The 22,274-nt window shown below is 72.4% G+C and carries 18 protein-coding genes and 1 pseudogene; 11 read left to right on the top strand and 8 right to left on the bottom strand.

Annotated features, from left to right (window positions below; genetic code table 11):
* Positions 1–22 precede the first annotated feature (22 nt).
* Entirely contained in the window at positions 23–1,939 is a 1,917-nt protein-coding gene (locus WME97_RS45425; protein ID WP_437547325.1) for an insulinase family protein, read from the bottom strand.
* 215 nt (positions 1,940–2,154) lie between these two features.
* Between WME97_RS45425 and WME97_RS45420 the strand changes: the two genes are divergently transcribed.
* The 3 genes from WME97_RS45420 (at position 2,155) to WME97_RS45410 (ending at position 4,240) form a co-directional block, all read left to right on the top strand.
* Entirely contained in the window at positions 2,155–2,346 is a 192-nt protein-coding gene (locus WME97_RS45420; RefSeq protein ID WP_437547324.1) for a DUF350 domain-containing protein, read from the top strand.
* A gap of 16 nt (positions 2,347–2,362) precedes the next feature.
* A complete protein-coding gene (locus tag WME97_RS45415) occupies positions 2,363–3,601 on the top strand; it encodes a hypothetical protein (RefSeq protein WP_437547323.1) in 1,239 nt (412 codons plus the stop codon).
* Between the two features lie 228 nt (positions 3,602–3,829).
* Positions 3,830–4,240, top strand: a complete 411-nt coding sequence (locus WME97_RS45410) for a response regulator (protein WP_272096158.1) — start codon at positions 3,830–3,832, stop codon at positions 4,238–4,240.
* Here the strand turns inward: WME97_RS45410 and WME97_RS45405 are convergent.
* Entirely contained in the window at positions 4,237–4,488 is a 252-nt protein-coding gene (locus WME97_RS45405) for a hypothetical protein (protein WP_437547322.1), read from the bottom strand. The two genes, WME97_RS45410 and WME97_RS45405, sit on opposite strands and share 4 nt — an antisense overlap.
* Before the next feature lie 337 nt (positions 4,489–4,825).
* Between WME97_RS45405 and WME97_RS45400 the strand changes: the two genes are divergently transcribed.
* Positions 4,826–5,257, top strand: coding sequence for a hypothetical protein (locus tag WME97_RS45400; RefSeq protein ID WP_437547321.1), 432 nt, complete (start codon positions 4,826–4,828; stop codon positions 5,255–5,257).
* 72 nt (positions 5,258–5,329) lie between these two features.
* Here the strand turns inward: WME97_RS45400 and WME97_RS45395 are convergent, their stop codons facing one another.
* Together WME97_RS45395 and WME97_RS45390 are read right to left on the bottom strand one after the other, a co-directional pair.
* The gene (locus tag WME97_RS45395) at positions 5,330–6,583 is read right to left on the bottom strand and encodes a P1 family peptidase (protein ID WP_437547320.1); all 1,254 of its coding nucleotides are present in this window, start codon (positions 6,581–6,583) and stop codon (positions 5,330–5,332) included.
* A gap of 333 nt (positions 6,584–6,916) precedes the next feature.
* Positions 6,917–7,531, bottom strand: coding sequence for an NAD(P)H-dependent oxidoreductase (locus tag WME97_RS45390; protein ID WP_437547319.1), 615 nt, complete (start codon positions 7,529–7,531; stop codon positions 6,917–6,919).
* 69 nt (positions 7,532–7,600) lie between these two features.
* Here WME97_RS45390 and WME97_RS45385 point away from each other — a divergent pair, with 69 nt between their 5' ends.
* Complete coding sequence (locus WME97_RS45385; RefSeq protein WP_437547318.1) at positions 7,601–8,527, top strand: LysR family transcriptional regulator; 927 nt, start codon at positions 7,601–7,603, stop codon at positions 8,525–8,527.
* 128 nt (positions 8,528–8,655) lie between these two features.
* A complete protein-coding gene (locus tag WME97_RS45380; RefSeq protein ID WP_437547317.1) occupies positions 8,656–9,609 on the top strand; it encodes a class I SAM-dependent methyltransferase in 954 nt (317 codons plus the stop codon).
* A gap of 81 nt (positions 9,610–9,690) precedes the next feature.
* Here the strand turns inward: WME97_RS45380 and WME97_RS45375 are convergent, their stop codons facing one another.
* The 4 genes and pseudogenes from WME97_RS45375 to WME97_RS45360 all read right to left on the bottom strand — a co-directional run.
* Positions 9,691–10,671: an HTTM domain-containing protein gene (locus tag WME97_RS45375; RefSeq protein WP_437547316.1), complete on the bottom strand. Its 981-nt coding sequence runs from the start codon at positions 10,669–10,671 to the stop codon at positions 9,691–9,693.
* On the bottom strand, positions 10,668–11,264 hold the full coding sequence (locus tag WME97_RS45370) for a hypothetical protein (RefSeq protein WP_437547315.1): 597 nt from the start codon (positions 11,262–11,264) through the stop codon (positions 10,668–10,670). The genes WME97_RS45375 and WME97_RS45370 overlap by 4 nt, the downstream gene beginning before the upstream one ends.
* A 196-nt stretch (positions 11,265–11,460) precedes the next feature.
* Positions 11,461–11,772 carry a hypothetical protein gene (locus tag WME97_RS45365; protein ID WP_437547314.1) on the bottom strand — a complete coding sequence of 104 codons (312 nt, stop codon included), beginning with the start codon at positions 11,770–11,772 and terminating at the stop codon, positions 11,461–11,463.
* A gap of 251 nt (positions 11,773–12,023) precedes the next feature.
* Positions 12,024–12,167: pseudogene (locus WME97_RS45360) on the bottom strand (SDR family NAD(P)-dependent oxidoreductase); the annotation flags it as partial.
* Between the two features lie 184 nt (positions 12,168–12,351).
* On the opposite strand from WME97_RS45360, the gene WME97_RS45355 reads away from it, so the two are divergent.
* The 5 genes from WME97_RS45355 to WME97_RS45335 all read left to right on the top strand — a co-directional run bounded on the left by WME97_RS45355 (position 12,352) and on the right by WME97_RS45335 (position 22,257).
* Positions 12,352–12,657 carry a helix-turn-helix domain-containing protein gene (locus WME97_RS45355; protein ID WP_437547313.1) on the top strand — a complete coding sequence of 102 codons (306 nt, stop codon included), beginning with the start codon at positions 12,352–12,354 and terminating at the stop codon, positions 12,655–12,657.
* 593 nt (positions 12,658–13,250) lie between these two features.
* Positions 13,251–16,238: a beta-propeller domain-containing protein gene (locus WME97_RS45350; protein ID WP_437547312.1), complete on the top strand. Its 2,988-nt coding sequence runs from the start codon at positions 13,251–13,253 to the stop codon at positions 16,236–16,238.
* Positions 16,239–16,585: 347 nt separating this feature from the next.
* On the top strand, positions 16,586–17,689 hold the full coding sequence (locus WME97_RS45345) for a glycosyl hydrolase (RefSeq protein WP_437547311.1): 1,104 nt from the start codon (positions 16,586–16,588) through the stop codon (positions 17,687–17,689).
* Between the two features lie 275 nt (positions 17,690–17,964).
* Entirely contained in the window at positions 17,965–19,329 is a 1,365-nt protein-coding gene (locus tag WME97_RS45340; protein ID WP_437547310.1) for a hypothetical protein, read from the top strand.
* Between the two features lie 96 nt (positions 19,330–19,425).
* The gene (locus WME97_RS45335; protein WP_437547309.1) at positions 19,426–22,257 is read left to right on the top strand and encodes an AAA family ATPase; all 2,832 of its coding nucleotides are present in this window, start codon (positions 19,426–19,428) and stop codon (positions 22,255–22,257) included.
* The last annotated feature ends 17 nt before the right edge of the window (positions 22,258–22,274 follow it).

Genomic DNA, 22,274 nt, shown 5'->3' with positions numbered 1-22,274 from the left:
CTCCGTCGCTCGCCTGTTCGCGTCACTTCTTCGTGGGCTTCGCCGGCTTCGTCGGCGCCGGATCCGGCGCGGGCCGGCTCGCCGCGCCGTGCGCCTTCGCCGGGCGCTCGCCCGGCGCGGCCTTGTCCGCGCCCTTGCCAGACGCGGCCTTGCCCGGCGCGGCCTTGTCCGCGCCCTTGCCCGACGCGGCCTTGCCCGGCGCGGCCTTGTCCGCGCCCTTGCCCGACGCGGCCTTGCCCGGCGCGGCCTTGTCCGCGCCCTTGCCCGACGCGGCCTTGCCCGTTCCCTTGCTCGGCGCGCCCTTGCCAGGCGCCGCCTTCTCTGCGCCCTTGCCCGGCGCCGCCACGTCAGCGTCCTGCTCCGGCGCCGCGGCGCGCGCCCCGCCTCCGGCCCGCGGCGCGCCGGCCGACGCGCGCGGCGGCGAGGCGGCTCCCGGCACCCCAGGGGGATAGGTCTCGACGATCGTCCGGCGCGTCGGGCCGAGGTGCTCGCGCGCGACGCGCTGCACGTCCTCCCGGGTCACCGCGAAGTAGCGCGCGAGCTCCCCGTTCAGGTGGGCGGCGTCCCCGAAGACGAGCTCGTGCTCGCCGAGCGCCCGCGCCCGCGCGCTCGCGTCCGCGAGGCCCGCCACGAACGCCGACTGGAGCAGCCGGCGCGCCCTCGTCAGCTCGGCCTGCGAGGGTCCCGCCGTCGCGAGCGCCCGGATCTCGCCCTCGATCAGCTTCTCGACGTCGCCGACCCGGGCGTCCTCGGCGAGCCGCACGTCGATGGAGAAGAGATCGGGCCCGCGGTGGCCGTCGATCGCGACCCGCACCGACCGCGCGACCGCCTTGTTCCCGACGAGGAGAGCCGGGAGCCGCGAGCTCTCGCCGCGCCCGAGCAGGGAGGCCGCGACCGCGAGCGCGTGGTGATCCGGGTGCTCGGGCGGCGGCACGGCCCACCCGTAGAGGATCGACGGCGCGCGGGCGGCGCTGTCCCTCACGACGCCCGTGCGCTGGCTCGTCTGCTCGGGGAACGGCGCGTCCTTGAAGGGCGCGGCGGAGACGGCGGGGATGCCGTCGAAGTACTCGTGCACGAGGGCCATCGCCGCGCCCGCGTCGAAGCCGCCGGCGATCGCGAGCACCGCCCTGTTCGGGCCGTGGTGGGCCGCGTGGAAGTCGCGGACCCACGAGAGCTCCGCGCCCGCGAGATCGTCCGCCTCGCCGAGCGCCGGGTGCTCGTGGGGCCAGTACCCCTGGAAGACGAGCTCGCGGAGCCGGATCGCGCCCTGGCCGTGGGCGGCGCCGAGGACCGCGCCGCGGCGCTCGAGCGCGCCCCTGCGCTGCGCCTCGAAGCCCTCCGCGCTCGGCGCGGGTGCCCTCATGCGATCGGCCTCGATCCACAGCGCCAGCGCGAGCTCGTTCGCGGGCAGCACCGCCGTGTACGCGGTGCGATCGACGTCCGCCTCGGCGTGGAGCTCGCCGCCGCGCTCGGCGACGAGGCGCTGGGGCGCGCCCGCGGGCAGGCTGCGGCTGCCCCGGGCCATCGTGTCCATCACGAGGCGCGCCACGCCGCTCCTGCCGCTCGGCTCGTCGCGCGAGCCCGCGTCGTACGTCACGGCCACCGCGACCGTTGGCGAGCTCGCATCGGGGCTCAGCACCACGCGCAGCCCGTTCTTCAGCGTGACCCGCTCGACGGGCAACGCGAGATCGAGCGGCGCTTCCGCCGGAGCCGCCGCGGCGCTCCTCGGCGCCCCCGCCGTGTGCGCCGCCTTCCGGATCGGCGCGCCCCCGCCGCGCGCCGCCTTGCCGGACGGCGTGCCCGCCGACTTGCCGGCCGGTACGCCCGCCGCCTTGCCGGACGGAGGCGCTGCCGCGGCGAGGTGGGGCGCGCCTGCGCAGAGCAGGCCGAGCGCCGCGAGCGCGGCCGTGAGGGCGCGGCGGGGCAGGGTTCGGCTCACGGTCGTGGACACCGCAGGGCGATAGCACGTCGCCGCCCGGGCGCGCGCGTCGAGGAGCGACGCGGCGCAGCGACCGCGCTTCACCCTGCCGGCCGACTCGCGTAGGCTCGCGCCCCGAGCTCACGACGTCACGGGCGCGCGCCGCGCGCCGCCCCGCGACGCCCCACGCCCAGAGAGAACCGCCGATGCCCGACGTTCAAAATTTGATCAAAGCCGTGATCGGAACGCTCGTCTTCGTTGCCGTCGGGCTGATCGTCTTCCTGCTGGCGTTCATGCTGATCACGAAGCTCACCCCCTTCTCGATCCGCAAGGAGATCGAGGAGGACCAGAACACGGCGCTCGCGATCGTGATCGGCTCGGTGATCCTGGGCCTCGCCTGGATCATCTCCGCGGCCATCCACGGCTGACGCGCGGGTCTCGGCGTTGGCCTCGGCCGGGCCCGACCTCCTCGGCGCGCTGCCGGCCGGGCCCCGCGGCGCGGCCCGCGGCGGCTTCATGTGGAGCCGCCGCGTCGACCTCGCGGTGTTCGGCGGCTCCGCGGCGGTCGCCCTCGCCCTCGCCGCGCTCTCGACGGGGGGCGCGCTCCCGGCCTGGGGCTTCCTGCTCTTCGTGGTCGGCGTCGACGTGGCGCACGTGCACACGACGCTCTTCCGCACGTACCTCGACCCGGAGGAGCTCCGCCGCCACCCCGCGCTCTACGCCGGCGTGCCGCTCGCCTGTTACGCCGCCGGCGTCGCGCTCCACCTCGCCTCCGAGCTGACCTTCTGGCGCGCGCTCGCCTACGTCGCCGTGATCCACTTCGTCCGCCAGCAGGTCGGGTGGGTCGCGATCTACCGCGCGCTCGCGGGCGAGCGCGCGCGCGTCGATCGCCTCCTCGACGACGCGCTCGTCTACGCGGCGACGGGGTGGCCGCTCCTTCACTGGCACGCACACGCTCACCAACCGCGCGCGTTCCAGTGGTTCGTGGACGGCGATTTCGTGAGCGCGCCGTGGCTCGCGGCCGCGGTGGGCCCGCTCGGCGCGGTGTACGCCGCGCTCGCCGCCGCGTACGTCGCCCGCGCGATCCAGCGGGCCTGCGTCGACCGCGCGCCCCTCAACCTCGGCAAGCACGTCGTCGTCGCGACGACCGCGGCGACGTGGTACGTCGGCATCGTCGCGACCGACAGCGACTTCCAGTTCACGGTCACCAACGTGATCGTCCACGGGGTCCCGTACATGGCGCTCGTCTTCGCGTACGCCCGGGAGCGGGCCCGCGAGGCGCCGCGCTCGCTGCTCGCGCGGGTCCTCGCCGCCGGGCTCCTCGCCTTCCTCGGCGTCGCGCTGGCGCTCGCGTTCGTCGAGGAGATGCTCTGGGACCGGCTCGTCTGGCACGACCGGCCGGAGCTCTTCGGCGGCGCGCGGACAGGGGACGAGCCGCTCCTCGGGCCGCGCGCGCGGGCGCTGCTCGTGCCGCTGCTCGCGCTGCCGCAGGCGACCCATTACCTGCTCGACGCCGTGGTCTGGCGTCGCCGCCACACCCGCCCTGCCCAGGCGCGCGCGCTCGGGTTCCGGCCCGGAACGCTGGAAAGCGAGGGGGGCGAAGGCGGCCCGGGCCGCGCGGACGGCGCGCACCGCGAGAGCGCGACGGCCGCCAAGACGCGGTCAGCGAGCGGAGAGGCTTGACCCGCGGCGCAACTCCCGTAACCCTCGGCGCTTCGCATGGCTTCGCTCGCGGTGCCCGTGCTCCCGCCACGCCCCTCGCCCGCTGCTCGGCGTGGATCGGCGCCGCCCCCGCGTAGCCCGGAACCATGTCCGGAGAAGATCCGACGATGCTGAGGGCATGCAATGCGTGCGCGGTGTTCGCCTGCTATCGCTCCTGCATGCTTGCGCAGTCTGGAAGAGGTAACAGCGATGAGTGAACCCTTGCCAACCGACGGGCTCAACGGGCCGCGCGTGACGCCGATTCCCCCGAACCCGCGCGCCCCCGTCCTCCTGGTCGACGACGACGCCGAGCTCCGGGAGATGCTCCGCGAGATGCTCGAGTCGTCCGGCTACGACGTCTACTGCGCCAGCAACGGCAGGGAGGCGCTCGATCTCCTGCACCAGGCGGACCCGCCGCCCGGGCTCATCCTGCTCGATCTCATGATGCCGATCATGACCGGCGAGGAGATGCTCGCCGCGCTGAAGCAGGTGCACGCCCTCGCGGCGATCCCTGTGACCATCGTCTCCGGCCACGACGGCCCGCCCGAGGGCACGGCCTACCTGAAGAAGCCCGTCGACTTCAGCGCGCTGCTCGGCGTGGTCCAGAAGACCTGCGGCTAGCCCCTCCGGTCGAGCGCGGCCAGAACGTCGGCCAGAACGTCAACCGGAGCGTCGACCAGGGCGCCGACCTCGACCGCCGACGGCGACCGCGGGCTCATCGCCGCGAACGCGAGGAGCGCCACGACGGTCAGCAGGAGCGCGAGCGCGAACGCCGCGGCGAGGAACAGGATGCCGAGCGACGCGCGCTCGCTCCCGGCCTCGCCCGCGCCCTGGTCCGGGTCCTCGTCGCGCCGCTCCGGCTCATCCACGCTCCGCCCTCCGCTCGCCGGCTGTGCTTACCGCCTCGCGCCGGACGGCGCAACGGACGCAGCGAGGACCTCCGTGTCCGCCGCGCTCACCGCGCGCCGCGGCGTCCTCGGCGGACGCGCCCGTCCGGACATTGTCTGTCCGGAAGGGCCATCGCCGTCCGCCGCCAACGGCTGTAGGTTCGCCTCCTCGGAGGGCGTGAGAATGGCAGAAGGCCGCACCAGCGACGCTGCGGAGGAGAGCGGACAGGCGAGCTCCGATCGCCTGTGGATCCTTGTGAACACAAGTCTTCGTGAGTCTGCGCCAGATCGCGTGAGTGGCCGCCCTCCCCGGGAAACCATGGTGATACGTGACGGCGATACCCTCTTCGTCAGCGTCGATGTCGGCCGGGGCCGCGGCAAGGCGCTCACGGTGCCATTCAACATGGTAGAGCTCGGTCGCCTGGAGGCGACGCTGGTGGTGCGGCTCGCGGCCACCTCCGCCCCGTGCGCCGCCTGCATCGACGAGAGCCTCGCCAGGGCGGCTCAGGAGCCCGGGGGGCTCGACACGGAGCGCGTCCTCCGGGCGGTGCGCGCCGCCATCGCCGGCTGCGCGCAGCGCGCGCACGGCGAGGCCGCCCGCGGCGCGGCCGACGCCGGCGTGCCTCCGCCGGAGAGCTCGGGCCCGCGGCCGTGGGGCGCGCTCCGGCTGGCGCCGCTCAACGCGCCTCACGTGCCCGCGGGGGGCGCGACGGGAAAGGAGAGCGAGCTCGAGCTCCTGCTGATCATCTGAGTCGGGACTTCGCTCTTCCCGGGAGGCGCGTTTGCCGGCGCTCGATCCGGCGTCGCGGCGCGCAGTTCCGGGTCAGCGCCCCGGCTCACCGAGCCTCCCGTACCGCCGCATCGCCTCGCGCAGCCGGTCGAGGGGGATGGCGTGGGCGACGTGGTCGTCCTGTCCGAAGGTCGTCGTCGCCATGGTCATCGCGTTGAGGATGGCCTCTTCCACCGCCTCTTCGGCGCCCTGGAACATCGGGTTCAGGCGCGCGTCGTCCACCTCGCGGAGACTCCGTGTCAGCCCGCCGGGCTCGACCGGCACCCGGTTGCCGGTCGCGAAGGCCAGGAACAGGTCGCCGCTGCCGTCGCGCGAGATCGTCCCTGTGCGCCCCACGGCGAGCGCGATGCGCCGCGCCACCCGCTCGAGCTGCCGCGCGGACAGGGGCGCGTCGGTCGCGACCACGGCGAGCAGCGAGCCTTCGCCGAGGAGTTCCAGCACGGGCAGGAGATCGCGGATCTCCAGCCCTACCGGCACCCCGTCGACCCGGAGCTCTCCGCGCGCCCCGAAGTTCGCCTGCACGATGGCGCCCACCGTGAACCCGCCCGCGGCTTCCGGCAGGACGCGCGACGCCGTCCCGATACCGCACTTGAATTCGTAGCAGATCATCCCCGTCCCGCCGCCGACCGCCCCTTCCTCGACAGGGCCCTCCGTCGCGCGCTCCGCTGCCTCGAGGACGTCCTCGGCCGACACGTGCAGCCCGCGCATGTCGTTGAGCGCGCTGTCGTCGCACTCTCCGACGACCGGTGTCACCGTGGGCTCGTCCACGCCGATGCCCGGATAGCGCCGGAGCATGTACTGGATTGCCCCGTCGAGGGCGCGCCCCACGGCGAGTGTGTTGGTGAAGACGATCGGCGTCTCCAGCACCCCGAACTCCCTCACATAATGGAGGCCGGTCATCTCCCCGTTCCCGTTCAGGACGAAGCTCGCGGCGGGGACCTTGTTGTGCCAGAAATCATCGGACGTCGGCAGGATGACGGTCACGCCTGTGCGCACCGGCCCTTTGCCCGGGTCGAGCCGGCCGGTGCCGCGGCGATGGGTCACGTGCCCGACCCGCACGCCGGGGACATCGGTGATCGCGTTCAGCCTCCCGGTGGGCATGCGGCCTATCACGATGCCGAGATCCCGCGCGCGCCGGCGCGCCTCGCCGGCGGGCGCCGGGGGATGCGGACCAGCGCTCGGTGCGGGAGGGGCGGGTCGAGCCGCAGGGCCGGCGCAGGCGAGGAGCGAGGGCAGCAGGAGCGCCGCGGCGAGCGCAGCGCCGGAGGGAAGGCGGGGGCAACGCATCGGCGGGAGGATAGCTGACGGCGGTGCTCTCGAGCTCCGCCCAAAGAGCCGCAGAAGAGTCCTTACGCGATCTGCCCCTCCTGGATGAGCGACACCATCTCGACCCATCATCCGCGCATCGAAGGCGCCACTCTCAGGTGGTGGGCATTCCTCCAGCTGCCGGAATGATGAGGACGCCAAAAGACGCCAAAAAAAAAACGCCAAAAGACGCCAAGACTATATAATTTTTATTCTCTTGGCGTCTTCTGGCGTCCTCTTGGCGTCTTCTGGCGTCCTCTGGCCTCTTGGCGGCCCCAAAGACCCCAGCAACCCCCACCCCCCCACAACCGACCTTCACGCCACGGCCAGCGTGCGGGAGGACTTGGCAGGGGATTGCCGCGCATCCCGCTCGCCGATGCGCTCCATCTCCCGGAGCCAGGCCGCTCGTTGCTCCGGGGTCCGCGTCTTCTGATCGAAGAAGGTGGTCTCGCGGACGGGCCCGAAGCCGACGAAGCGCAATGTCGCGTTGATGAACGAGGTATGCACGGAGCGCCAGTGCCAGAATCGGTACCACCAGCCCGGGCTATCCATCGTGGTCACGACGCGCGCGCTGCGGCCGGCGAGCAGCCCCTCGGGCAGCGCGCTCCGCTTTCGATAGGCGAACGACCATCCTGGCAAGAACGTGCGATCGATGAAGCCCTTGACCAGCGCGGGTGGCCCTGCCCACCAGGTGGGAAAGAACCAGGCCACGTGGCTCGCGCGCTCGATGGCAGTCTGGGCCTGGCGGAGATCGGGCTCGAGCTCCTGCTTACCGCTGAAGCCAGCGCGCAGGTGCGGATCGAAGGCCAGCGAGCGCAGGGCCAGGAGCTCGACGCGGGCTCCGCCTCTCTCGAGGCCGCTGGCGTAGGCCCGCGCGAGCGCGTCGCTCAGGCTGTCGGGGGCGGGGTGACCTTGGATGACGAGGTGCATGCGTCATATCTTGGCCATGCAGCAGCGTCTGGGTAGACGGTTCTGCGCAGGCGTGCCATGCGTGGGTGCATGGCACGCCCTCCCGCGCCCCCGCCCGCAGGCAGGCCGCTCGCCGACCTGGATTGGGCCGATCTGCGCCTCTTCCTGGAGGTGGCGCGCGCCGGCAGCTTCTCGGCCGCCGGCCGCAAGCTCGGCATCGAGCAATCGACGGTGAGCCGGCGCATGGCGACCTTCGAACGGACGCTCCGGGTGGCGGTCTTCGATCGGCTGCCGGGAGGCTCCATGCTCACCCCGCTCGGCGAGCAGCTCCGCCGCCACGTCGAGTCGATGGAGGCCGGCGCCGACCAGTTCGCGCGCGAGGCCAGCGGCCACGAGAGAGAGGCCGAGGGCCTGGTCCGACTGGCGCTCACGGAGTCGATCGCCGTACACGGCGTCATCCCGCGCGTGCTCCCGGCGCTCGCCGAGAGGCACCCGCGCGTCTCGCTCCACCTGCTGACCAGCTACGAGGTGGCCGATCTGGGCCACCGTGAGGCCGAGATCGCCGTGCGCTTCTTCCGGCCGAAGAGCGGTGATCTGGTGGCCGCGCGGATCGTCACCCTGCCCACGGTGCCTATCGCCCACCGCAGGCTCTCGAAGAAGGGCCGCGACGAGCTCGACTGGGTCGGCGTCGATCTGGGCCGCACCCCCACCGTCGAGGACGACTACCAGAAGCGGCACGTACGAAAGGCACCGAAGCTCATCGTGAGCAGCTACATCGCCCAGATCGAGGCCGTGCGCGCGGGGCTCGGCGCCGCGGTCTTGCCGTGTAGCGCGCTCGATCTGGACGACGACCTGGTGGAGCTCGACCTCGGCCTGCCCGCGGGCCCGGTGCTCGAGCTCTGGCTCGTCACGCCGCGCGGCCTGCGCCAGGTGCCGCGCATCGCCGCCGTGTGGGGCGCCCTCGAAGAGCATCTCCAGTTTCTGAGCTCGCCGCGACGCGCGCGGGCGCTCGGCTGATCCTCCGCAGCGATTGCGGCTTCGGCCGGCAGGGCATGAGACGGATGCGAGCAGAGACCCACCCGTCAGGTAGCCTGTCCGTAGACGAGCTTCTGCATCGGGGACCCGTGGAAGAAAGGGACAGAGTCATGCTGGACACGATCTGGGATCGCCATCGCGCCGCCGGGCTCGACGCGGCGGCGGCCGCCGTCGCGGCGCCGTCGCCGGAAGGCCTTTGCTACCTCGCGATGCTGGCGTTCTCCGACGAGCGCTACGCGGACGCCGCGACCTTCGCCGCCCGCGCCGCGGCGGCCTCGCCGGGAGACACCCTGTTCCAGGCGGCCGCGGCGCACCTCGCGCGGGTCGCCCGGGAGGGGAAGCGCAATGTCTACGTGTCCGCGGAGGGGTTCGCCGCCTTCATCCGCGGCGGCGGCAATGTGCCGCTCTACCGGGAGACAAGCGCGGCGCTCGCCGGCCACTACCCGGAGGCGCCGTTCGATCTGCTCGATATCGGCGCCGGCGATGGACTGGCGCTCCTGCCCGCGCTGACGCCGGCGGTGCGGCGGGTCACCGTCGTGGAGCCGGCGGCGCCGCTGCTCGAGCGTTGCGCCGCAGCGCTCTCCGCGCGAGGGGTCGACTTCGAGGCCTTCGGCGGGCGACTCCAGGATCTCGCCGCCGACCCCGGCATGGCGCCGCGGCGCTGGGCGGTGGCGCAGGCGACCTTCTGCCTGCACGCGATCGCTCCGCCCGAGAGGCCAGCGCTTCTCCGCTGGGCGCGCGCGCATTGCGATCTCCTGCTCGTCGCCGAGTTCGACGCGCCGCGCATGGACGAGCCGCTCTCGCCGGACACCGCGCGGCACGTGCTCGCGCGCTACCGTGAAGGGCTGGCCGAGTACGCCGGCGCCGATCTCGACACGGTCGCGCAGGGCTTTCTGATGCCGGTGCTCTTCGGTTATGTGGACCGCGGCGCCACCCGCACCACGTTCGAGCACCCCATCGACGACTGGGCGGCGCAGCTGCGCGAGGCCGGCTTCGCGCGCGTCGACCGAAGGCTGATCCATCGGTACTGGTGGGCGCCGGCCTGGATGCTGGCGGCGCGCTGAAGCGCCTTGCAAGGTCTCTGGCGCGCGAGCCGGCTCCGGGCGCTGCCGGGGCCTCCTGCGCCAGAACGGGCCAGCTTGATGTCAGGCCTCGCCGCGCCGAGCACAGCGCGCCACAGCCGACGGCGCTCGCGCCTGTCGAGGGTCCGCCCTCACGCCAAACGCGGCGATGGTGAACACCGACATGATGGCGCCGAAGACATCGAGCCTCATGAAGACCGCGATCCCGACATGCAATCCGACCGTGGCCGCCACCCAGAGCCGCCGGGTCCGGCGTGGCCAGATGAAGAACGGGTACCCGATCTCCACGAGCAGCACGAGCCACCCCGCGGCCACGGCGATCCAGGCGTGGTGGGCGAGCCACGAAAAGTCGAACCGCCGGTACTCGGGCAGCATGAGCGATCGCCATATCGCGTCGCCGTCCCACCACGCTGCGCCCAATGCCTTCTCCACGCCGCTCGAGAGGTAGACGAGACAAAGGTGCAGCTGTACCACCCGCAGCGCGAGGCGCGCTGCCGCGCTCGGCTCGGGCGGCGCTCGCCCAAAGGCACGATCGAGCGACAGCGCAGCTCCAGAAGGCATGAAGATGAGGTAGAACAGGAAGATGTTCGCGAACTGATCTGCTCCGTAGTTCGTCCTCTCCGCGGTCATCATCAGCGTCAAATGCAGGAGCCAGGCGCACGCCGCGGAGAACCTCGTCCTCCAGCCGAGCAGGAGGCCAGCCAGCGACAGCACATAGAGGACACCCACGCCAGCGATCACGGCGCTCTCGCCGACTCCGAAGCGCGAGAATGCATTCACGAGGTGGCCGATCCGGGGGAAGCCGCTCGCGCCAGACCCGTCGAGGAGCTGTCCCTGGACGATGCCCGAGCGCCCGTACAGCTCGTCAGCGATGGGCGCTATCAGCGCCGCCTGCACCAGGAGCACCGACGCGAGCCCTATCCGGAGCGCCGCCAGGGGCCGCGCCGACGCGGGCGCGAACGCGAATCGCCGCACCGAGCCCCACAGGCGCGCAGCTGCCTCTCTGGCGTTCGGCAGGAGCAGCGTATCGATGCGCTGCCTCATGGCGTCGCCTCTCTGTTGATCTCGCCGGCGGCGAGCCGCGCCTTCAGGTTGAACTTGGCCCGGTATTCGACATTCCACCGCGGCTGCTTTCCCGCGCGGTACTCCGCCATCGAGGGCAGGTCGTAGATCTCGAGTCGGACGACAACGCTGTCCGCCTCTGGGTGCTTGGCGAACACCTTCGCTGCCCACGACGCGACCAGGGAGCGCCTTACGGCCTGGTCCTGTTCATCCCAGAACATACCGACGATATTCTTGACGCGGAGGTCCGCTTCGCGGCTCACTCCCGTCTCCAGCGCCTCGGTCGTCAGCGTTCCCGCGCGATCCCTGACCTCGAAGGTGGCCCAGAGCAGGGGCCCGACGGTCGGAGCGAAGAAGGAATATGCGCTGGTGGCCCCGGAGAGCGCGCCATAATAGCCCACCGCACGCTCCACCCAGCCCTCGTACGGCAAGCGCACATGCAGCACCCCCAGCACGAGCACCAGCCCGAGGTGGAGCACAGCGGCGGGAAGCACGAAGAGCACGCGCTTTTCTATGTTTCCTGTCTCGTCCATGGAGCTCACCCCCATGGATCCGTAGTGCGCGCGGCGTGCCACCCGCTTTCGCCACCCACGTTTCCAATGCGTCGCCATCGAGCCGCAGCGCAGGCCGCGGTCGGACGGCGACGCTCGACGTGCGATGTCTCAGCGCAATCGCCCGTGATGGACGACTCCGCACCCGGCAAAGCGGACGCGGTATTCCGTGATGATCGCGCCCAGCGCCGTGCCCGTCACGGTAAAGCCCACTCCTGTCCTAGCGCCAGTAGGGCCGATAAGGCCGATAATAGCCAGCTGCCGGCCGGTAGTAGCCCGCCGCCGGCCGGTAGTAGCCGGCTGCCGGCCGGTAGTAGCCGGCTGCCGGCCGGTAGTAGCCTGCCGCCGGCCGATAGTAGCCGACAGCCGGCCGGAAGACGTGACGCTCGCTCTCGAGCGACGGTGGCGTTGATGTCTCCTCGACGAGGTTCAGGTTGTCGATCGGCACCGTGTTCGCCGCAGAAGCAAGCGCAGAGATCCCGCACACTCCTGCGCTGACCGCGATGAGGCCAAGAATCTTCACATGCTTCATTTGTCGGCTCCTTCCCTCTTCGGCTGCGCCCGCGGGCGCGTCGTTTCGTGACGTTGCGCCCACGGGCACGAGGGTGCGCCCATGACGATGCAGGGGACGGGCCGGGTTCGACCGGCGCGACAGGTGGCAGGCTGCTGATCGCAGCGCACAGATCATCCATGAAATGTGGGCTGGCCAGGTGAAGGCGCGCAATGCGTGAGCAGCGCGCTGCGGCGCTGGATCATCCGCGGCACGACAGCCACCCCGGATTCGACGCTCTTCGCGGCCGCCTCCCCGAGCTCCAGGTTCCGCGACCCGACGAGCACCGTGAAGCCGCGCCCGGCGAGCTCCTTGGCGATTTGAAGACCGATTCCCTTGTTTGCCCCGGTTACCAGGGCGACGAGTTTGTCATGCATGGCCGCAGTGTGCGGCCGCCCCGGGCGCCCACTTGGCGATCCTTGGCGCGACCTATCCGCCAAGAATGCCCATCTGCGCCGGAGCCGATCGCCTCTCCGTCGAGGTCGCCCTCGCCGAGGCCATCGCCACCTTCGGCCGGCTGAGCAGCGCCCGCTCCGATCACACACGCCCGTCCGCCGCGCCATGGAGTACCTCCGCGAGCGCCTCGCCGAGTCCATCACCCTCGACGACCTCGCCGCCCACGCCTCCCTCGACAAGTTCCACCTGTGCCGCGCCTTCCGAGCCCAGATCGGGATGCCTCCCCACATGTACCTCACACACCTCCGCGTCCAGCGCGCCCAGCAGCTCCTCACCCGGGGCGTGAGAGCGTCCGAGCTCGCCCCGCGCGTCGGGTTCTATGATCAGAGCCAGCTCACGCGGCACTTCAGGAGGATCGTCGGCGTGACGCCGGCGAGGTACGGGAACGCGCGGGTGAGCGTCGCGGGGTAGGCGACGTGCTCGACGACGAAGCGCGCGGCGGCATCGCTTCAGACGTCGCCCTCGCCGCCTGGATGTAGCCCTTCGCCATCACGCTCTCGAGCCGCGTCATGCTCGCCTTGCCAACACACGCGAGGTCGAGCGAGCGGAAGAGCGTACCTGCCAGTGAATGTTCTGGGTCGTGCATGCAACCAAGCTGACCCATGTCGGTGAGGTGCTGCCGAGGCTCGGCCAGCGGCGACCTGTTCAACTTCCTGTGGAGCATGCGCACCGGCGCTGGCCGTCTGGCGACGACCGCGGTGAACTCTACCTGTCTTTGGACTCGAGGGAGGACTGGCGTGGAATCGCAGCACGACCGCGCTCCTTTCGCCCGCCGAGGCGGTTCGCAGGAAAGGACATGCGACTGTGCCGACATGGGCCATTGCTGCGGCGAGAATCGCGCGTTCACCGTGGCACATGATGCGCTCACATCACCGAAATCACGCGCAAGTCTCGCGAATGCGCCTGGCCCGCCGCTTGCTGATTACGCCAGCGCGCGACGAAATCGCTGTGCTTTGCACGCGCGCTGCGTCCTGCGCCTTGCTGTCTTCTAACGAGAGGTAACCATGTCCATCCCGTTCAGGGCCTGCGCCAGCTGGATCGTCCTCGCTGCGACCGCGGCATCGATAGGACTCGCCGGTTGCGAGCTTGGTGCTGGCACATCCAACCAGACCGGCTTCATCTCCGGCAATCCGACGGGTCCCCGCGGCGGCGATCCGGCGGGTGATGGCTCGGGCGACGCCAGCTCGGGCACGGGAGGAGGCGGCGGCCCGGACGCGGTGCCGGTGCCGCCGCGCGGCGGAGCCATCGCGGAGCGCGCTCTCCGCGACGCCGACATCGTCCAGGAGAAGGACGGCAGGCTCTACGCGATGTCGGGGTACTCGGGGCTCAGCGTGATCGACGTCTCAGGCGACGGACTGCGCGTCCTCGGGACCCGCCGGATGTACGGCTCGCCCGTCGCGATGTACCTGCGCGACGGGGTCCTCTACGCCCTGTTCTCCGGGTGGCGACACGTCGTGCCCGACGCGCAGGGGGGCGCGTCCCACCGCGATTTCATGAGCCGCGTCGAGGTGCTTGATGTCTCCGATCCTGCGGAGATTCAGCCCATCGGCTCGTTCGATCTGCCGGGCAAGCTCACCGAGGCGCGCCTCGGCGACGACGTGCTCCACGCCGTGGCCTACGAGCCCGGCTCCTGCCTCGGGTGTGCCGCCGCGCCGAACATCACCGTCACCTCCCTCGCCGTCGGCGACCCGGCGGACATCGCGGTCATCGATCAGCGGAGGCTCGTGGAGAGCGCCCCTTCGGGCTACTGGGGATGGCCCAGCGTGAGCGTCAGCGATGATCGCGTGTATGTCGCCAGCGCCACATGGAACGGCGGCGAGGAGGAAGGGCGCGCCACCATCCAGGTCGTCGACATCTCCGACCCCAGCGGCGCCCTCGTCGAGGGCGCGCGCGTCGACGTGACCGGCGAGATCGCGAGCCCCTGGCAGGTGGATGAGCACGACGGCGTGCTCCGCTTCGTCAGCCTGCCCGGCCCCTGGCAGCCCGACGCGAAGCCTGGCATCCAGACCTTCTCCATCGTGTCCTCCCAGGAAATCGTGCCCCTCGGCGCGACCGAGCTCGACGTGCACCCGGCCGCAGAGGTGCGCTCGGTCCGCTTCGACGGCAACCGCGCTTACGTGATCTCGGAGCACGTGAGCCCCGTGCTCACCGTCGACCTGAGCGACCCGGCGAACCCCGCCCAGGTCGGCGGGATCGAGGAGCCCGGCTCGATCTTTCACGTCGAGCCGCGCGGAGATCGCCTGTTCGCCCTCGGGTTCGCCAACGACAGCGGCGAAGGATCTCTGGCCGTCTCGCTCTTCGACGTCTCCGATCTCGCGAACCCCACGATGCTGGAGCGCGTTGCCTTCGGCGGCAAATGGGCACGCGTCGCCGAGGAACACGACCTCATCCACGAGGCGTTCTCTCTCTTCGACGGCCTCGGCACCCTCGCCGTGCCCTACAGCGAACGGACTTTCGATAAGTCGTTTCACGACTGCGATCCCGTCACGATCGGCGTCCAGCTCATCGATTTCACGCGCGACACCCTCTCGAAGCGCGGCTTCGTCGCCACGCGCGGACGGGCGCGGCGCGTCCTCGCCAGCGGGGAGCGGCTCGTCGCCGTCTCCGAGCTGGGCGTCGAGGCCTTCGGCATCGACGATCGCGGCGCCCCGGCCAAGATCGCCGGTGTCGCGCTCGCGACGCTCGCCAACAGCGCGGTCGCTGTCGACGACATCGTGGTCCGCGTCGGCGCAGACGCGAATACGGGGGGCGGCGCCTGGCTCGAGATCGCGTCGGCCACGAGCCCGGGCCTCGCTGAGCCGATCGCCAGGCTCGACGGCGCGGCGCTGTACACGGAGGCCCCCGCCTGCCGGCACTACCTCAGCAATGCCCGCCTCTTCGCGCACGGACAGCACGTCTACGTGCTCGCGCAGACAGGGAATGCCGCGTTCACGCGCCTCGCGATCGTCGATGTCGGGGATCCGGCCGCGCCGCGCGTGGTCGCCCAGCGCGATCTGCCCTTCAGCCCCGGCGCGCTGTACACGAATCCTTCCGGCGCTCTCGTGTCCGCGGGCGACTCCGTGGTTCAGGTCGGCAGCACCCTCGTGCTCCGTGGCGTCAGCGATGACGGCCACTACGCGTTCGAGGAGGACCGGCCCCCTCACGAGGCGTGGCTCGATCTGCTCGACCTCTCCGACCCGCTGAACCCGCGGCACAGCTCGGTGGCGCTCCCGGACGGCGCCGGCCACACGGGCCTTCAGCTCGACGGCACCACGGTGCTCGTCTCGCGCTGGGCGCCGCTGCCCGACGATCCCTCCAGGGCGCGCTTCTATCTCGATCGCATCGACGTCGCAGACCCATCCTCGCCGGTGGTGCGGGCGCCGGTCAACGTGCCCGGCTCGCTGCTCGCGTTCGATGGCGCGTCGAGCAGGCTGCTCACGGCGGATTACGAGACCGTCGAGACCCCGGTCGTGGGGAGGGAGGCGTGTGCTCACACCTTCGCATCGAACGCGGCGTTCACGCCGGCGGCCGCTGGGGATGACGCCGGTCCGGGCGTGTGCAGGGGCACGCGGAGGACGCTCAAGCTCCTCGATCTCGGCGACACGAGCGCACAACTCCTGGACGAGAGTCCTGTGGACGACACCATGACGGTCATGAAGGCGCTCGCCGGCGAGAACCGCGCCTTCCTGTCGGTGGAGGACGCCGCCCACGACGGGAGGTCCTCGATCCTCGTGGCCGGCGGGCTGCAGGAGGGCAGCCTGAACACCGCGACGCTAGAGAGCGCGGGCTTCGACCATAGCTATGGCCCGCTGCTCCTCGCGGACGGAGCGCGCCTCCTCGTCGTCGACAACTACTGGCCCATGCTCTCCGTCCTCGACGCGACCGACCTCACCGCGCTCTCGTTCGAGAAGAAGAGTGACCTCCTGGGGCATGTGGTCCACGCGACGCTCTCCGGCGACCGCGCGCTCTGCTCCTGGGGCTACGGCCTCGAGGCCGTGGACGTCGGCCCTTGATCCACGTCGCGCGGCCCGCGGCGAGAGCGTCGACGCAATGGAGGCGGGGTGCCCCGCGCTCAGGCGGGCGAGCTGTGCCCGGCGATGTGCGCGCGGCCCGCAGACGCCCATAGATCGAACGGCTCGCCGGCGCTCGTCGCGGACCTCGGCGCGGCGCGCTCGCCCTCGTCCCCGCCTTTGCGCTCCTGGCTTGCGGCGCGCGCGCCAGCCTGCTGGAGATCGAACCTCCGAGAGAGGGTGGCGCGTCGTCAGCGTCGTCCTCTGGCGCATGCCCCTCCCGCGCGGGGGCAGAGCTCTATCCTCGTACAAACCTGGGCTCGAACCCGAAGCCCCTTCACGAGGACCCGATGAAGCGCTCCACCCTCCTCCTCTCCCTGCTCGCCGCGGCGAGCTTCGCCTCCGCGTGCGGCGGCGGCGGCGATGGCGGCAACGGCAACGGCGGCGATGGCGGCAACGGCAACGGCAACGGCGCGCTCCTGTTCGGCCCCTACAAGGACACCAGCGTCAACATGAACTGGGACACCAGCGTGATCTCCACGAAGGTGTCAGGGACCCAGGCCGTGTTCGCCGACGACCTCGACGCCGCGGGCGGCAACGTCGTCAGCCTGGCCTTCGCCACCGGCGAGTGCGGCAACGAGCGCTGGGGCGGCGTGCCCGGCGCGGCGATGGCCGCCGCCAATGTCCCCGTGCTCGAGGCCGCCGGCGTCGGCTACATCCTGTCGACCGGCGGCGCGGCGGGCTCGTTCACCTGCGGCTCCGACACCGGCTTCGCGGCCTTCCTCGATCGCTGGGCCGGACCGCACCTCATCGGCGTCGACCTCGACATCGAGGCCGGCCAGTCGCCCCAGGTGATCGCGGCGCTGGTGCAGCGCCTCGAGACCGCGCACGCCGCGTACCCGAACCTGCGCTTCAGCCTGACCCTGGCGACCCTCGCCAGCAACGAGGGCGCGTCGACGGCGCGCTCCCTCGGCAGCAACATCCGCTCGAGCCTCAACGTCCTCGGCGACACCGCCATGGCCGCCGTCGCCGACGTCTTCGGCTTCGACGGCAGCGCGGCGACCTGGCCAAGCTACGTCACCGTCAACCTGATGACCATGAACTACGGCTCGCCCGGCCCCGGCGTGTGCGTCGTGTCCGGCGGCCAGTGCGACATGGGGCAGTCGGCGATCCAGGCCGCTTACAACCTGCACGATCACTTCGGCGTGCCCTACGCCAACATCGAGCTCACCCCGATGATCGGCGGCAACGACGTCCGCGGCGAGCTCTACACGCTGACCGACGTCGACGAGACCGCCGCCTTCGCCAGGTCCCAGGGCCTCGCCGGCGTCCACTACTGGTCCTACGACCGCGACGTCGACTGCCCGATAGGCGCCGCCTCGCCGGTGTGCAACTCCCTCGGCAACGCCGGCACCCGCGGCTTCCTCGCCCGGTTCCTCGCCGCGGGGCTCTGACCACAGCACGACCGCGCACGGCGGAGCGGCCGGAGTACGGGGTGACGCGCCCCTGCACCCCGGACGCCGCCCGGCCGGGGGGCCAGAGCGCCCCCGCCGATCCCGAAAAATGGGTGATGGCGGCGGCGAGGTGCGGCCACACAGCCTCGACCATCACTCGGAGGTACCGGATGCGATGTGGGACATGGCTGGCGCTCTTCGCTCTCCCTGCGCTCGCGGCGTGCGCGGCGGTTCCAGACGAGCCGCCCCGCGCGCTCTCGGTGGAGGAACCGCCCATGGCCTCCGACGCCGGCGAGGCAGCCGCCTGCGGCACCCTCGCGGCCGCGGGGCCCTCGCTGAGCCTCGCGCAGCCGGGCACGGACCTGCTCGATCCTCAGTGGGTCCTCGGGGCCACGGACGCTCCGGTCTATCTCTACACCTCGTCCGCGACACCGGCAGGGGCCCGGGTCGTCCAGCGCGTCACCCTGGATCCCTGGTCAGCGCAGCCGCCCGCCTTCAGCGAGCCGGCGCTGGCGCTGGACGCAAAACACCAGACCATCCCGGGCGAGGCCTTCGCGGTGGCACGGCTCTATCCGCTCGACGACGACGACAACTTCGAGTCCGTGGTCGTTTACCGAGAGCGGTACACGACCGTCTTCCCGGATCCCCTGCCGCCAGGCGGCTTTTTCAGGACCGCGCGCGCCTGGAGCGAGGGCAGCGAGCCCTTCTCTTCTTGGTCGCAGCACATCGGCACGCACTACGGCGAACGCATGGTGTCGTTTCGTTCCTCAGGGGTGGAACAGCTCGCGATCACCGAGGTCCACGAGCCCGGCCCGCGGTACGCGATGATGGTCAGCACCGTGTCGAAAGGGGTGGGCAGCTCGAGGAGCGGGATGTACGTCGGGTGCGCAACAACGCCCATCGCCTTCGATTCGGCATGGTGGAAGGGAGTGGATGAAGAGGATACCGGATGGGTGCTGCGCTACTGGCTCTTCGGCGCCGCGCTGGGCGCGCCCACCGATTGGGCGCTCGGGTGGCGTCCGTGCGACGTGAAGTACCCGGGCGTCGGACCGGCGACGACCATTTACCTGGGGCGGTACTCCGCAGACGGCATCAGCATCGGCCTCAACGGCAGCGCGATGGCCTCGAAGGAGGCGATCCACGAGGCCGCGCCGGTCGCGCGCCTCCGCATGGCCCCCCGCCCGGACGGCGCGTGGCTCGCCTGGACCCTCGCGCCGCTCGAGGACGCGCCGGGCGCGCTGCGCGTCGCGCGCATGACCCCTTCGGGGGAGATCGCGCTGCCCCCCATCACCGTCCCCTCGTGCTCCACGCCCGTCGCGGGATCGCTGGCCGCCGAGCAGGTGGACGGAGACCTGGTGGTCGCGGTCGTCGAGACGAACACGCACGGCAAGGACCGGATCGTGCTCCGCCGCCTCGACGCGGAGGGCACGCTGACCTGGATGACCACCGTTTTCCCGGCAGGGAAGGTGCAAGGCAGCCTGTCGATACTCGCGCAGCGCGGTCGCGGGCTCCTGATCGCGTGGGCGGAGCGGCCGTCGAGCTCGTCCGCCTCGCAGCTGCGCGCGGTGCGCCTCGGTTGCGCCGAGGGGTTCGCCCCCGCCACGCCCGTCTGCGAGACCGAGGACGTGATCCCTCAGTGACGCGGCACGCGGCACGCGGCGCGCGGCCGCCGGCCTCCGAAACTTGGCCCGCCTTCGCCCGGCGTGCGAACCCCGAGCCCGGAGACCTCTGCAAGGATGACCAGCCCTCGCTCCCACGCCGAGCTCGTCACGCTGCGCAAGCTCGCGCAGGACCTCGCCGCCCAGCGCAAGGAGCGCCTGTCGAGCGTGCACCTCCTCGCGGCCATCGCCCTGAGCGGAGGCCCCGCCGCGGATCTGCTCCGCGATCGGCGGCTCGACGACGAGGCCCTGCTCAAGGCGACCCGCTCGGTCGACGACGAGGGCCCCGACCCGATCGGCCGGGCGATGGGGGGCGCGCGCGACGTCGCGAAGCGAGCGACCGCGAAGGAGCCCGCGGCGCTCCACCTGCTGCTCGCGCTCCTGTCCGACCGCAGCTCGGCCGCGCACCGCGCGCTCACCCAGTCGGGGGTCGACCTGGCGCGGCTGCGGACCGCGGCGCTCCAGATCGCGCTCGGCGTGGTGCAGGCGCGGCGGACGCCCGCGCGGCTGCTCCACGACGGCGGCGCGCCGGAGACGCCGCCCGCGCCGGCCGCGGCGACCACGGCGCGCCGCGCCCGCGGCGAGGCCGCCGATCCGGCGCGCACGCCGCGCTCGCCGCGCACGTCCCAGGAGCTGCGGCCCACCAGGGGCGCAGGCGTCGCCGTCCCGGAGCCGCGGCCCGCCAAGGGCGCCGGCGTCGGTGTCCCGGAGCTGCGGCCCGCCAGGGGCGCCGGCGCGCCGGAGTCACGGCCCGCCAAGGGCGCCGGCCCGGGCGTCACCGTGCCGCTGTTCCCGCCGACGCCGCTGTTCCCGCCGGGGCGCCCCCGCCCCGCCGCGGCCCCGGCCGACGCGCTGACCTCCGCCGAGTCGATCGCCGCCCTCACGCCCACCCCCTCCCCGGCGTCCTCGGCCTCCCCTGCCCCCGCTTCCGCCGCCTCGCCCGCCGCGCCCGCGCCGGGGCGGCCGTTCCCGCCGCTCGCGCCGCCGACCGCCACGAGCGCCGCCGCGAGCGCCGCCCTCGCGGCGCGCTTCACCCTCGACCGCGCGCGCTTCCCGGCCCTCGCCTCGCTCGGGCACAACCTCTCGCTCGCGGCGGTGCAGGGGGAGCTCGAGCCGATCGTCGGCCGCGAGCACGAGATCGAGCAGGCGCTCGACGTCCTGGCCAAGCGCCACGCGAACAACCCCTGCCTCCTCGGCCCGGCGGGCGTCGGCAAGACCTCGGTCGCGCGCGGCGTGGCGCACCGGCTCGCGTTCGACGAGCGGGAGCCGCGCGTCGTCGTCGAGCTCGTGCCCTCGGAGCTGCTCGCCGGCACCGGCGCGCGCGGCGCGCTGAGCGAGCGCCTGTCCGCGCTCCGGTCCGAGGTTCGCGAGGCGGGCGGGCGGGTCATCCTGTTCATCGACGGCCTGTCGGAGCTCTTCGGCAGCGGCGCGCTCGACGAGGCGATGGCCGAGATCAAGCTCGCGCTCGCCCGCGGCGAGCTCACGCTGATCGGCACCGCCACGCCCGAGGAGTACAGGAAGAGCATCGAGGCCGACCCGGCGCTCGCGCGGCGCTTCACGATCGTCGAGATCGACGAGCCCGAGGAGGACGAGGCGTTCCTGCTGCTCCAGAGCGTCGCGGTCGGGCTCGGCGCGCACCACGGGCTCGCGTTCACGGACGAGGCGCTGGCCTCGGCCGTCGCCTGGTCCGTGCGCTACCTGCCCGGGCGCGCGCTGCCCGACAAGGCGCTCTCGATCCTCGACCTCGCGGGCGCGCGCACGCGGCGGCGCGCGTCATCGACGTCAGGCGCGTCAGGCGCGTCGCGCGCGCCGCGCGCGGCGCTCCGTGAACCCGCGCAGCCCGCGCGGCAGGTGGGCCCCGCCGAGGTCGCCGAGGTGGTCTCCGAGCTCGCCGACCTGCCGGTCGAGCGGCTGCTCGAGACCGATCGCGAGCGGATGCTCTCGCTGGAGACGCTGCTCGCCGAGAACGTCGTCGGCCACGGCGAGGCGCTTTCGCGGATCGCGCGGGTGCTCCGCCGGAACGCGGCCGGCCTGCGCGCGCGCCGCCCGATCGGATCGTTCCTGCTGCTGGGGCCGACCGGCGTGGGCAAGACGGAGACGGCGAAGGCCATCGCCGAGGCGCTGTTCCACTCGCCCGACGCGATGACGCGGCTGGATTTCTCCGAGTACGCGGAGTCGCACGCCGTCGCGCGCCTCGTCGGCGCGCCGCCCGGCTACGTCGGCCACGAGGCCGGCGGCCAGCTCACCGAGGCGGTGCGACGGAGGCCGTACCAGGTGGTGCTGCTCGACGAGATAGAGAAGGCGCACCGCGACGTGCTCGAGGCGTTCCTGCAGGTCTTCGACGAGGGCCGCCTGACCGACGGCCGAGGCCGGCGGGTGGACTTCACGAACACGGTCCTCGTGATGACCTCGAACCTCGGCGCGGCGGAGGCCGGCGCGCTCCGGTCCGAGCGCTCCGTGGGCTTCGCCCGCGCCTCCTCGGCCGTGTCGCCGGAGCGCCTCGGGGAGACGATGCTCGCCGCGGCCCGCGCGACGCTGCCGCCCGAGCTCTACAACCGCATCGACGAGGTCCTCTGCTTCGCGCCGCTCACGCGGGCGGACGTCGCCGAGATCACGCGGCGGCTGCTCGGCGGCCTGGAGCGCGAGCTCGAGGCGCGCGGCGTGGAGCTCGAGGTCGAGCCCGAGGCGATCGACGCGCTGCTCGACGCCGGGGGGTTCGACCCGGAGCTCGGCGCCCGGCCGATGAAGCGCACGATCGCGCGCCTCGTCGAGGCGCCGCTCGCGGAGCTCATCCTGCGCGGCCAGCTCGAGGAAGGGTCGGCGGCGCTCGTCGGCGTCGAGCAGGGCGAGGTCGTCGTGGACGCGATCGCGCGGGCCGGCGAGCGGCGCTACGCCGCGTGCTCCAGCTGAAGCGCGGCGCTACGCCG

Origin of the sequence: Sorangium sp. So ce367 (assembly GCF_051520455.1) — a bacterium.
Lineage (GTDB): Bacteria > Myxococcota_A > Polyangia > Polyangiales > Polyangiaceae > Sorangium > Sorangium cellulosum_B.
The sequence above is the reverse complement of the archived record's forward strand: the minus strand, read 5'-3'. Positions and strand labels throughout refer to the sequence as shown.

Coding starts and splice junctions, on each gene's coding strand:
- WME97_RS45350 (WP_437547312.1), top strand. CDS start 13,251: ATGTCCATCCCGTTCAGGGCCTGCGCCAGCTGGATCGTCCTCGCTGCG.
- WME97_RS45400 (WP_437547321.1), top strand. CDS start 4,826: ATGGTGATACGTGACGGCGATACCCTCTTCGTCAGCGTCGATGTCGGC.
- WME97_RS45390 (WP_437547319.1), bottom strand. CDS start 7,531: ATGCACCTCGTCATCCAAGGTCACCCCGCCCCCGACAGCCTGAGCGAC.
- WME97_RS45395 (WP_437547320.1), bottom strand. CDS start 6,583: ATGCGTTGCCCCCGCCTTCCCTCCGGCGCTGCGCTCGCCGCGGCGCTC.
- WME97_RS45355 (WP_437547313.1), top strand. CDS start 12,352: ATGGAGTACCTCCGCGAGCGCCTCGCCGAGTCCATCACCCTCGACGAC.
- WME97_RS45335 (WP_437547309.1), top strand. CDS start 19,426: ATGACCAGCCCTCGCTCCCACGCCGAGCTCGTCACGCTGCGCAAGCTC.
- WME97_RS45365 (WP_437547314.1), bottom strand. CDS start 11,772: ATGAAGCATGTGAAGATTCTTGGCCTCATCGCGGTCAGCGCAGGAGTG.
- WME97_RS45380 (WP_437547317.1), top strand. CDS start 8,656: ATGCTGGACACGATCTGGGATCGCCATCGCGCCGCCGGGCTCGACGCG.
- WME97_RS45375 (WP_437547316.1), bottom strand. CDS start 10,671: ATGAGGCAGCGCATCGATACGCTGCTCCTGCCGAACGCCAGAGAGGCA.
- WME97_RS45410 (WP_272096158.1), top strand. CDS start 3,830: ATGAGTGAACCCTTGCCAACCGACGGGCTCAACGGGCCGCGCGTGACG.
- WME97_RS45340 (WP_437547310.1), top strand. CDS start 17,965: ATGGCCTCCGACGCCGGCGAGGCAGCCGCCTGCGGCACCCTCGCGGCC.
- WME97_RS45345 (WP_437547311.1), top strand. CDS start 16,586: ATGAAGCGCTCCACCCTCCTCCTCTCCCTGCTCGCCGCGGCGAGCTTC.
- WME97_RS45385 (WP_437547318.1), top strand. CDS start 7,601: ATGGCACGCCCTCCCGCGCCCCCGCCCGCAGGCAGGCCGCTCGCCGAC.